The following is a 10,802-nucleotide window of genomic DNA, read 5'->3' as shown; positions in this document are numbered from 1 at the left end:
GTGCTTGTCGGGGGTCTGTTTCTGCTGTCGCGGTGTTCTCCCCCCAACGCCCCCTGGTCTTTCACCTGAGGGGTACTCAGGAGCTATGTGTGGTTACGAGTTGACCTGCGTCGTGACCAGGTTGGAGAAGGTCGTCAGCCGGGTGTAGACACCCGGGTAACCGGCCTGGGCGCAGCCCTCGCCCCAGGAAGTGATGCCTGCCAGGACGCCCCCGATGAGCAGGGGACCGCCGCTGTCGCCCTGGCAGGTGTCCACGCCGCCGGTGGTCTTGCCGGCGCACACCATGTCGCTCTGCACGAAGTCGGAGCCGTAGGAGCTCGCGCAACTGGAGTCGGACACGGTCGGTACGGTCGCGGTGCGCAGCTGGTTGGAGGAGCTGCCGCCCGCCGAGGTGGTGCCCCAGCCGAGGATGCGGGCGGTGGCGCCGGCCGCGTACACCGAGGTCTGGGACGAGGAGACGTACTTCGCCGTCGTGTACGGCATCGACGTCGACAGCGTCAGCACGGCCACGTCGTCGCCGTTGGTGGCGTCGGTGTAGCTCGGGTGGATCCATATCTTGCTGACTCTGCTGACCGTGCCGTTGGTGCCGTTGAGGTAGGTGCGGCCACCGACCACCCGCACGCTGCTGGTGGACTCACCGACCATGCAGTGCGCGGCGGTGACGACCTTGGTGGGCGAGACCAGCGTGCCGCCGCAGAACTGGTTCTGCGAGGCGTCCGTGATCTGCATGACGAACGGGTACGCGGTCGTGGTGGTCGTGGTACCCCCGACGATCGGCTGGGGCGCGGCGACGGCGGCGGGAGCGGTGAGCAGCGCGGTCGCGGCGGCGGCAGCGGCAGCCGCGGTGACGGCGGCGGCCTTCTTGGCACGGTTGAACCCGAACATGGGTCTCCTTGGGGGAGTTGCCGGTGGGGGGTCGCGCGGGTGGTGGTGAAGCACGGGGACCCTGACGCCGTTGTTCGGATCTCCGTGTGCCCGGCGAGCGGCACGCCCCCAAGCTAGAGCCCGGCACAGGGAGCTCCCAATGAGGGAACCCCCTAAGGGAGTTGGGCAGGGAAAACCCTCGGTCCCGCCCCGTAAACCCAGGTGGGGGTCAGGTGGTGCGGCGGCCGGCGGCCAGCCGGACGATGTCCACCCGCGAACGGATCCCCAGCTTCCGGTAGACCCGGGTCAGCGTCGCCTCGACGGTCTTGACACTGATGAACAGACGGGCCGCGATCTCCCGGTTGGTCGCGCCCTCCATCACGAGCGAGGCGACCTGACGCTCCATCGAGGCGAGGCCCTCCAGCGCGTCCAGCGCCACGGGCGGCGCGACTGAGGCAGGCTGCTCCACCGCCGTGGAACCGGCCGCGGCGGCCGCGTCGACCTGCCGCAGCCAGGGCAGCGCCCGGCAGCGCCGGAACAGCCGGGCGGCCTCGTCGTACGACGCCGACCCGGGCAGGGGAGTGCTCCCCGCGCGTGGAGGCAGTGCGGCGGCCTGAGCGCGCAGCCGGGCCAGCGCGAACGCGGCGCGCGCCTCCTCCAGGCCGTAGCCCAGCCTGCCGAGCCGGTCCCGCACGGACGCCAACCGGACCAGGGCGGCCTCGTGTTCGCCGCGTGCCGCCCGTACCAGCGCCTCGGCCCGGTCCAGCACGGCCAGCACGCTCTCCCGGCCCAGCCGCAGCGCGTGCGCGCGCGTGGTGTCGATGACGTCCTGGGCCTCGCCCGGCTCGCCGATGCGGACCAGCGCCTCGGCGAGGTCGCCGTGCCAGCGGCCGCGAGCCGGGTCGTTGATGCCGAGGCCGTGCTCCAGCTCCCGCACCCGGCGCAGCGAACGGACCGTCGCCGTCGGGTCCCCGGCCACCAACTGGGCGTAGCCCAGGGCCGCCAGAGCCCGGGACAGATACATCTGGTCGCCGTCGACCTCGGCATGGTCGGCCGCCTCGCGCGCGAGCGCCAGCGCCCGCTCCACGTCCCCGGCGGAGGCCTCGGCGAGAGAGGCGAGCATCGCCGAGGCACCCTCGCCGATCCCGGCGTCCCGGGCCAGCCGCAGACTCTCCCGGGCCAGGTCCAGGGCCCGGCCGCAGTGCCCGGTGCGCAGCTCCGTGTCGGCGAGGAAGCGCAGGAAGTGCACCTCGCTCTCGACCATGCCGCGCCGCCGCACCTCGCGCAGCAGCGCGGTGATCACCGCCCGCGCCTCGGGCAGCTGGTCGCTCATGATCAGCCAGCGGAACCGGGCCGACCCGGCGCCGTTGTGGTGGCAGGCCACATACGGGTCCTGGGGTTCCCGCAGCGCCCGCTTCACGGTCTCGGGCGCCCCCGGATGGCCCATCAGGGTCTCGGTGGAGGCCTGGAAGGACAGCGCCATCAGCTCGGTGCGCCGGTCCCCGCCCCGGGCGGCCAGCTCCGCCGCGTGCTCGGCCTCCTGCCTGGCCTCGGCGAAGTCGCCCTCGACGACCAGACCGCGCCAGGCCAGCTGGTAGTGGACCAGGGCGAGCAGCCCAGGGTCGTCGCCCGCGTCGGCCAGGACCTGCGGGAAGACCGCGTCGACCTCGCCGAGCGCCTGCCCGGCCGCCTCGATCACCACCATCCAGGCCCGCACCCGCTCGGCGGGCACGGTGGCACGCGTCAGTACGTCGCGGGCGATGTCCCGGGCGAGATCGGCCTCGCCGGCGGTGATCGCGTCCTCCGCCGCCTGCAGCCGCCGCTCGTCCGGGCCCGGGGCGCTGTCCGCCGGGGTGTGCCGGGCCGCGAGCAGCCCGAGCGAGGCGGCCATGGACGGCGCCCCGCGGTCCCGGGCCAGCGCGGCGGCCTCGGCGAGCCGGGCCGCCACCTCCGGGTCGGTGCCGGTGGTCGCCAGGGCCAGGTGCCGGGCCCGTTCGATCGGGTCGGAGGCCGCCGTGGACAGCGCCGCGTGCACGGCCCGCCGCTCCTGCGCCGGGGCCTCCGCGTACAGCGCGGCCGAGATCAGCGGATGCGCGAACCGTACGGCGGGACCCTCCGCCTCCGTCGCCAGCAGCCCGAGCGCCGCCGCCTGGGCCGTCTCGGCCTCGGCGTGCTCCCGGCCTGCCGCGTGCAGCAGCGCCAGCGTGGGCCGGGCACCGGCGCTGGCCACCAGGAGGGTGCGGCGCGCCTCGTCCGACAGCATCTCCAGCCGGCTCAGCACCAGGGCCCGCAGCGAGGTGGGCACCGGCAGCGGCTCACCGGGCCGGGGCCGGGCGGGACTCTCGGCCAGGGCGCGGCCCAGTTCCAGCGCGAAGAGCGGGTTGCCGCCGCTGGTGCGGTGGATGTCGCGGATCGTGGAGCGGGACAGCGGGGTGTAGCCGCGGTGGTCGAGCAGCGCCGAGACCTGCGTACGGGACAGCGGACCCAGCCGGACGGCCAGCGTGTCGGGCGGGGACGCGCGTAGATGGCGGTCGTACTCCTGGCCCTCGGTCCGCACCGCGCACAGCATCTGCACGGGCGTGTCGCCCAGCCGGCGGGCGGCGAAGCCGAGCAGTTCGGCGCTGGCGGCGTCCAGCCACTGGAGGTCGTCGGCGACGACCAGCACCGGGCCCTTCGCGGCCAGGGCGCGCAGCGCCGACAGCACGGCCAGACGCAGCGCGAGCCCGTCGCGCTGGAGGGTGGACTCGCCGCGCCCGGTGAGCGCCGACTCCAGGGCGGTGCGCTGGGCGGCGGGCAGCTGTCCCGAGACCTCGTCCAGGACCAGGCCGAACAGGTCGGCCAGCGCCAGGAAGGGCAGATGGGATTCGGACTCGGTGGCCGAGCAGCGCAACACGGTCCGGGCCGCGCCGCCGTAATCCGCGGCCAGCGCCCGCAGGACGGTCGACTTTCCTATTCCCGCGGGGCCGTGGAGCAGCACACTTCCGCCTCGGCCCAGCTGTTCACGCGCCGACGTGAACAGGTCCTCCCGGCCGATGACCAGGTCGGGGCGGCTCCTGGGAGGCTCCTGGAAGTCCCGTGGCACGGTCACCGCTCCCCTCCGTGTGTCGTGTCCTGGCCAATATTAGGCAACAGCTCTTTGAATTTCGGACGGACGGCGTGGTGAGGGAAATAACAGCCGACGCCGACGGGTGAATTCATTGGGCTCCCGAATGCGGCGGCTGACGCCGTGGGCGCCCCGTCGGGAACCCTTCGGCATATCGAACGAACCGGCGCATCCGAAAACATCACAAACCTACGGCAACCATCCCGCCCGACGCGCGGCCACCACGGCCTCGCCCCGCGTCCTGGCCCGCAGCTTCCGCATGGCCGACCGCAGATGCCCCTTGACGGCCTCGGGCGCGTCGGACGCGTCTGCTGTCACGTGTTCGTCCCTTCGCTACGGCTCCTGCGCGGGCGCACCCCCCTGGGGCCAGGGGGCTGACGTGCTTCCGCCCGGGCGATGGTGGGTGCGCTGTGGTGAGTATGAGTGAGTGATGGTGCGGTGGACAGGAGCGTGGTCGAGCTTCGACGGAGGTGAACGGGAGTTTGCATGTCGAATGCGTGACCTCGGCGCGTGGGGTTCGTTGGGTGGGCGAGGGGTTGTTCGATGGAGGGCCTGGGGGTGATGGGGTGGGAGGGCTGCGGAAGGTGGCGGCGCCTTTCGTGGTGCCCGGGCCTTCGGGGGTGGCGATCCGGGCCCGGCTGCGGGTCTCGGACGCGGACGCGGCGGTGCTGGCCGAGGTCGGTTTGTTCCTGGGTGGGCTTGCGGGGTTGGATCTCGCGGTGCGCTCGCGGCAGGGGCTGGCTCACGATGCGGCGGGGTGGGCTGCGCGTAAGCGGGAGTTGACCTGGTCCTCGTCGGCACGCTGGGCAGGAAGCATCACCAAGGCCACCCATGACCAGTGGGCATTGGCGCGAAGAGGCCAGATGCGCGAGCTGGTGTGGCTACGTGGGCGGATCGCCTCGATCGAAGCCCGACTGGCTCGTCCGCTGGGCACCAAAGCGGACAAGCGGGCGGGGCTGGTGCGCGGGTACGGCTCGCCGACGGAGTGGCACGCCAAGGCCCGTCGGCTGCACGCGCTGAAGGACCGGCTGACCGCTGTGGAGGCGGACTGGGAGGCAGGCCGGGTGCGTGTGGTGCGTGGCGGCAAGCGACTGGCTCATCTGCGCCATCACCTGGGCCAGGCCGGGCTGGGTGAGGCGGCCTGGCGGGAGCGGTGGCGGGCGGCGCGGATGTTCCTGGCCGCCGACGGAGAGTCCGGCAAACGCTTCGGCAACGAGACCATCCGCATCACCGGCACCGGCAAGGTCTCCATCAGGCTCCCGGCCGCCTTGGCCCATCTGGCCAATGCCCCGCACGGCCGGTACGTGCTGGACGCCACCGTGGTGTTCAGCCACCGGGGTGAGGAGTGGCTGGACCGGATCAGCGCGAACCGGGCGGTCGCCTATCGCATTCACCACGATGTCGCGCGCGGCCGCTGGTTGTCACCGCCTCCTGGCAGCGCGCAGCCGTCCCAGCCCTGCAGATGGACGCGGCGCTGGACATGGGGGTGGTGGCGGTGGACATGAACGACGACCACCTCGCTGCCTGGCACCTCGACGTCGACGGCAACCCCGTCGGCGAACCCCGGCGCTACATCTACGACCTGTCCGGCACCGCATCGCACCGGGACGCCCAGATCCGCCACGCCCTCACCCGGCTGCTGCACCACACCCGCCGCTGCGGGGCTACGGCGATCGCGATCGAAGACCTCGACTTCACCGACGGCACCAGCAGGGAGCGGCACGGCCGCAACAAGCGCTTCCGCCGTCTGATCTCCCGCTTCCCCACCGCGAAGCTCAAGGCCCGCCTGGTGGCGATGGCCGCCGAACAGGGCTTCGCGATCGTCGCGGTGGACCCGGCCTACACCTCCCGGTGGGGCGCCCAGCACTGGCAACAGCCCCTCACCAGCGACAGCCGCAAACCCACTCGCCACGATGCGGCAGCCGTGGCGATCGGAAGGCGCGCCCTCGGGCTCCCGGTCCGGCGACGGACGGCACCGCCCCCGCACGACCGGAGCGATCGTGCGGGGCATCGGACCGTCCAGGCCCGACCGGAGGCCCGACGGCGTGAGGAACCCCGCCCCCGCATTCCCGGACCACGATCACGAGTCGTGCCGCCCGGACGCGGAGCGAACGCGGGTGACCAGCGTGCCCAACACCGTTCGGAGCACGCGGCTGAGCATGAGCCCTGGAAACAGGACACACTTCCGCTCAGTCATCAGGAACGGTAGTGAGACCTGCATCACGGATTACACGATGGTTCGGAGCCGCCCGGCAATGGTCCGGTACTCAGGAGGACAGATGACATCGGCGACGGAGATGTTCCGCGGGGCGCGGGACTTCCTGCTGGAACACCGCGAGGACTACGCCACGGCCTACGACGGCTTTCGCTGGCCCCGTCCCGAGTACTTCAACTGGGCGCTCGACTGGTTCGACGAGATCGCTCACGGCAACGCCCGCACCGCCCTGCACATCGTCGAGGAGGACGGCCGCGAGACCCGGCTGTCCTTCGGGGAGATGTCCGTACGCTCGGCGCGGTTCGCCAACTGGCTGCGCGCCCGGGGCGTGCGCGCCGAGGACCGGATCCTCGTCATGCTCGGCAACCAGGCCGAACTGTGGATCACCGCGCTCGCCGCGATGAAGCTGCGCGCGGTGGTCATCCCGGCCACCCCGCTGCTCGGCCCCGCCGATTTGCGCGACCGTGTCGACCGCGGCCGGGTCCGGCATGTCATCGCGCGCCCGGAGGACACCGGCAAGTTCGCCGAGGTCCCCGGCGACTACACGCGCATCGCCGCCGGTGCCGCACCCGAGGGCTGGCTGTCGCTGGAGGACGCCTACGAGGCCCCCGCCGACTTCACCCCCGACGCCCCGACCCGGTCCGACGACCCGCTGATGCTCTACTTCACCTCGGGCACCACCGCCCGGCCCAAACTCGTCGAGCACACCCACACGTCGTACCCGATCGGCCATCTGTCGACCATGTACTGGATCGGCCTGAAGCCGGGCGACGTGCATCTGAACATCTCGTCCCCGGGGTGGGCGAAGCACGCCTGGTCCAACCTCTTCGCCCCCTGGAACGCCGAGGCGACCGTCTTCCTGTACAACTACACGCGCTTCGACGCGGCCCGTCTCATGGCGGAGATGGACCGGGCCGGCGTCACCACCTTCTGCGCCCCGCCGACCGTCTGGCGCATGCTCATCCAGGCCGACCTGACCCAGCTGCGCACCCGGCCGCGCGAGGTCGTCGCCGCCGGGGAGCCGCTCAACCCGGAGGTCATCGAGCAGGTCCGCCGGTCCTGGGGCGTCACCATCCGGGACGGCTTCGGCCAGACCGAGACCGCCGTACAGGTCGCCAACAGCCCCGGCCAGCCGCTCAAGACCGGCTCGATGGGCCGGCCGAGCCCCGGCTACCGCGTCGAACTGCTGGACCCCGTCTCGGGCGCCCCGGGCGCTAGCGAGGGGGAGATCGCCCTCGACCTCTCCGGCCGCCCCGTCGGCCTGATGACCGGCTACCACGGCGACGCGGACCGGACGGCGGAGTCGATGGCCGGCGGCTACTACCGCACCGGCGACATCGGCGCCCGCGACGAGGACGGCTACATCACCTACGTCGGGCGCGCGGACGACGTCTTCAAGGCCAGTGACTACAAGATCTCGCCCTTCGAGCTGGAGAGCGCGCTGCTGGAGCACGAGGCGGTGGCGGAGGCGGCGGTCGTCCCCGCCCCGGACGAGCTGCGCCTCGCCGTGCCGAAGGCGTACATCGTCCTCGCGGACGGATGGGAGCCCGGCCCCGACACCGCGAAGGTGCTGTTCGAGCACGCCAGGGAGGCCCTGGCCCCCTACAAGCGCATCCGCCGCCTCGAGTTCGGCGACCTGCCCAAGACCGTCTCCGGCAAGATCCGCCGCATCGAGCTGCGCGAGGCCACGGCGGCCGGCTCGGACGCCGAGTACCGCGAGGAGGACTTCCGGTGAATTCGTACAGCCATGGAACCGGCGGGACGGCCCTGCTCGGCGACACGATCGGGGCCAACCTGGACCGGGCGGTGGCCGCCTGGCCGGAGCGCGAGGCGCTGGTCGACGTCCCGTCCGGGCGGCGCTGGACGTACGCGCGGTTCGGCGCCTCGGTGGACGAGCTGGCGTCGGCCCTGCTGGCGTCCGGTGTCGCCAAGGGCGACCGGGTGGGCATCTGGGCGGTCAACTGCCCCGAGTGGGTGCTCGTCCAGTACGCCACCGCCCGCATCGGCGCGATCATGGTCAACATCAACCCGGCCTACCGCACCCATGAGGTCGAGTACGTCCTCAACCAGGCCGGGGTGTCCCTGCTGTTCGCCTCCGTCGGTCACAAGGCGAGCGACTACCGGGCGATGGTCGAGCAAGTGCGGGGCAGGTGCGCCGAGTTGCGCGAGGTCGTGTACATCGGCGACCCGAGCTGGGAGGCGCTGCTGGGCCGGGCCACCCCCGACGCCCGGTCCCGGTACCCGGAGCTGTCCTGCGACGACCCGATCAACATCCAGTACACGTCGGGCACGACCGGCTTCCCCAAGGGCGCGACCCTCTCGCACCACAACATCCTCAACAACGGGTACTTCGTGGGCGAGTCGATCGCCTACAGCGAGCAGGACCGGGTGTGCGTCCCCGTCCCCTTCTACCACTGCTTCGGCATGGTGATGGGCAATCTGGCCGCCACCTCGCACGGCGCGTGCGTCGTCATCCCCGCCCCGTCCTTCGACCCGAAGGCCACCCTGGACGCGGTCCAGCAGGAGCGCTGCACCTCGCTCTACGGCGTCCCGACCATGTTCATCGCGGAGCTCAACCTCCCCGGCTTCGCGGCGTACGACCTCTCCTCCTTGCGCACCGGCATCATGGCGGGCTCGCCCTGCCCGGTCGAGGTGATGAAGCGGGTGGTCGCCGAGATGCACATGGCGGAGGTCTCCATCTGCTACGGCATGACCGAGACCTCCCCGGTGTCCCTCCAGACCCGCAGGGACGACGACCTGGAGCACCGCACGGGCACCGTGGGCCGGGTCCTGCCGCACATCGAGGTCAAGATCGTCGACCCCGCTACGGGAGTGACACAACCGCGCGGCACAGCGGGCGAGTTGTGCACCCGCGGCTACAGCGTGATGCTCGGCTACTGGAACGAGCCGGAGAAGACCGCCGAGTCCATCGACGCCGGCCGCTGGATGCACACCGGCGACCTCGCCGTGATGCGCGAGGACGGTTACGTCGAGATCGTCGGCCGCATCAAGGACATGATCATCCGGGGCGGGGAGAACATCTACCCCCGCGAGATCGAGGAGTTCCTCTACGCCCACCCCGGCATCCAGGACGTCCAGGTCGTGGGCGTCCCGCACGACCACTACGGCGAGGAGGTCCTGGCCTGCGTCATCCCCCGCGACCCGGCCGCCCCGCCGACCCTGGAGGACCTACGGGCCTTCTGCGACGGGCAGTTGGCGCACTACAAGATCCCGAGCAGGATCCAGGTCCTCGACTCCTTCCCGATGACGGTGTCGGGGAAGGTCCGCAAGGTGGAGCTGAGGGAGAGGTTCTCGGAGGGACAGGGGTTGTGAGCTGCTGCCGGAGGACAGCGCATGAGTGAGTCCTGGTGCGCACGAGTGAGGGTCCCCCTGCTTGTGGCGGGGCCCCGCGCCTGGGACGAAAGTTCTTGTTCCGAACGGGTGACCTTTCTGGGTGGCGGCCGTTGGGTGTGACGGCGGGTGTTCTCGGTGCCGTGGAGGGGAGGGTGATCGCGGTGGGTGGACTGCGGGAGGTGGCGGCTCCGGTCGTCGCGCTCGGCCCGTCCGGTGTGGCGGTGCGTGACCGCCTCAAGCACCTCACACCGCAGGACGAGAAGGTGCTCCAGCTGGTGGGCGCGCATCCGGGATCGCTGGCGTCGAGAGACCTCAAGGCCCGCTGCAGGGACGGGCTGGAGCACTGCGCCGATACCTGGGCGGCGCGCAAGCGGGAGCTGACGGCACGATCGTCCTCGCGGTGGGCGGGAAGTATCACCAAGGCCACGCATGACCAGTGGGCGCTGGCCCGGCGCGGGCAGATGGCGCACCTTCAGTCTCTCGAAGCCGGTGTCGCCGCGATCCGGCACCGCCTGTCGCTCCCGGTCGGGGAGAAGGGCACCAAGCGCGCTCCGGGCGGCTACCGCTCCGCGCGTGAGTGGTTCAGCAAGGCGCGCCGCCTGCGGGTCCTCGAAGACCGGCTGAACCGCATCCGCGCCGACCGGGAAGCGGGCCGGGTGCATGTCGTGCGGGGCGGTAAACGTCTACTCAACACCCGCCACCACCTCGACGAGGCGCAGCTCACCGAGGCCCAGTGGCGGTCCCGCTGGGAGGCTGGGCGCTGATTTTTCGCCGCTGACGGGGAGTCCGGGAAACGCTTCGGGAACGAGACGATCCGCATCACGCCCCAGGGCGAGGTCAGTATCAAGCTTCCGGCCCCGCTCGCTTCTCTGGCGAATGCTGGGCACGGCCGGTACGTCTTCGCCGCGAAGGTGCGCTTCCCGCACCGGGGGCAGGAGTGGGCCGACCGTGTGGAGGCCAACCGGGCGGTGGCCTACCGCATCCACCACGACACGGGGCGCGGGCGCTGGTATGTGACCGCCTCCTGGCAGATCCCACGGGTGCAGACCATTCCGATGGAAGCCGCCCTCGCCCATGGCGTGATCGGCGTGGACGCCAACGCCGACCACCTCGCCGCATGGCGCCTCGACACCCACGGCAACCCCATCGGCCGCCCCCGCCGGTTCTTCTACGACCTGTCCGGCAGCACCAGCCACCGTGACGCCCAGGTACGGCACGCCCTGACCCGGCTGCTGAACTGGGCCAAGTCCTGCCGCGTCACAGCCA

The 10,802-nt window shown here is 71.8% G+C and carries 6 protein-coding genes and 2 pseudogenes; 5 read left to right on the top strand and 3 right to left on the bottom strand.

Translation table 11 applies throughout. The annotated features are described in order from the left end of the window. Positions 1 to 93: 93 nt before the first annotated feature. The 3 genes and pseudogenes from ACWIF2_RS38480 to ACWIF2_RS38470 form a co-directional block, all read right to left on the bottom strand. On the bottom strand, positions 94 to 885 hold the full coding sequence (locus ACWIF2_RS38480) for a S1 family peptidase (protein ID WP_382496519.1): 792 nt from the start codon (positions 883 to 885) through the stop codon (positions 94 to 96). 208 nt (positions 886 to 1,093) lie between these two features. Continuing rightward, on the bottom strand, positions 1,094 to 3,952 hold the full coding sequence (locus ACWIF2_RS38475; RefSeq protein WP_454366062.1) for an AAA family ATPase: 2,859 nt from the start codon (positions 3,950 to 3,952) through the stop codon (positions 1,094 to 1,096). Between the two features lie 204 nt (positions 3,953 to 4,156). Further along, positions 4,157 to 4,261, bottom strand: a pseudogene (locus ACWIF2_RS38470) (helix-turn-helix transcriptional regulator); the annotation flags it as partial. A gap of 290 nt (positions 4,262 to 4,551) precedes the next feature. Between ACWIF2_RS38470 and ACWIF2_RS38465 the strand changes: the two are divergent. The 5 genes and pseudogenes from ACWIF2_RS38465 to ACWIF2_RS38445 form a co-directional block, all read left to right on the top strand. After that, the gene (locus ACWIF2_RS38465) at positions 4,552 to 5,472 is read left to right on the top strand and encodes a hypothetical protein (protein ID WP_454366060.1); all 921 of its coding nucleotides are present in this window, start codon (positions 4,552 to 4,554) and stop codon (positions 5,470 to 5,472) included. Then, positions 5,469 to 6,176 carry an IS200/IS605 family accessory protein TnpB-related protein gene (locus ACWIF2_RS38460; RefSeq protein WP_454366058.1) on the top strand — a complete coding sequence of 236 codons (708 nt, stop codon included), beginning with the start codon at positions 5,469 to 5,471 and terminating at the stop codon, positions 6,174 to 6,176. The genes ACWIF2_RS38465 and ACWIF2_RS38460 overlap by 4 nt, the downstream gene beginning before the upstream one ends. 70 nt (positions 6,177 to 6,246) lie before the next feature. Beyond that, positions 6,247 to 7,917 carry an AMP-binding protein gene (locus ACWIF2_RS38455; protein ID WP_454366056.1) on the top strand — a complete coding sequence of 557 codons (1,671 nt, stop codon included), beginning with the start codon at positions 6,247 to 6,249 and terminating at the stop codon, positions 7,915 to 7,917. Next, entirely contained in the window at positions 7,914 to 9,515 is a 1,602-nt protein-coding gene (locus tag ACWIF2_RS38450) for an AMP-binding protein (RefSeq protein ID WP_454366054.1), read from the top strand. Before ACWIF2_RS38455 ends, ACWIF2_RS38450 begins: the two co-directional genes overlap by 4 nt. A 182-nt stretch (positions 9,516 to 9,697) precedes the next feature. Continuing rightward, a pseudogene (locus tag ACWIF2_RS38445) lies at positions 9,698 to 10,802 on the top strand (IS200/IS605 family accessory protein TnpB-related protein); the annotation flags it as partial.

Source organism: Streptomyces sp. NPDC055506 (assembly GCF_053643595.1).
Note: the sequence above shows the minus strand (reverse complement) of the source record. Positions and strands in the feature narration are given on the sequence as shown.

Bases quoted from the DNA above. Each gene is read 5' to 3' on its own strand.
- ACWIF2_RS38455 (WP_454366056.1), top strand. From the start codon at position 6,247: ATGACATCGGCGACGGAGATGTTCCGCGGGGCGCGGGACTTCCTGCTG.
- ACWIF2_RS38480 (WP_382496519.1), bottom strand. From the start codon at position 885: ATGTTCGGGTTCAACCGTGCCAAGAAGGCCGCCGCCGTCACCGCGGCT.
- ACWIF2_RS38460 (WP_454366058.1), top strand. From the start codon at position 5,469: ATGAACGACGACCACCTCGCTGCCTGGCACCTCGACGTCGACGGCAAC.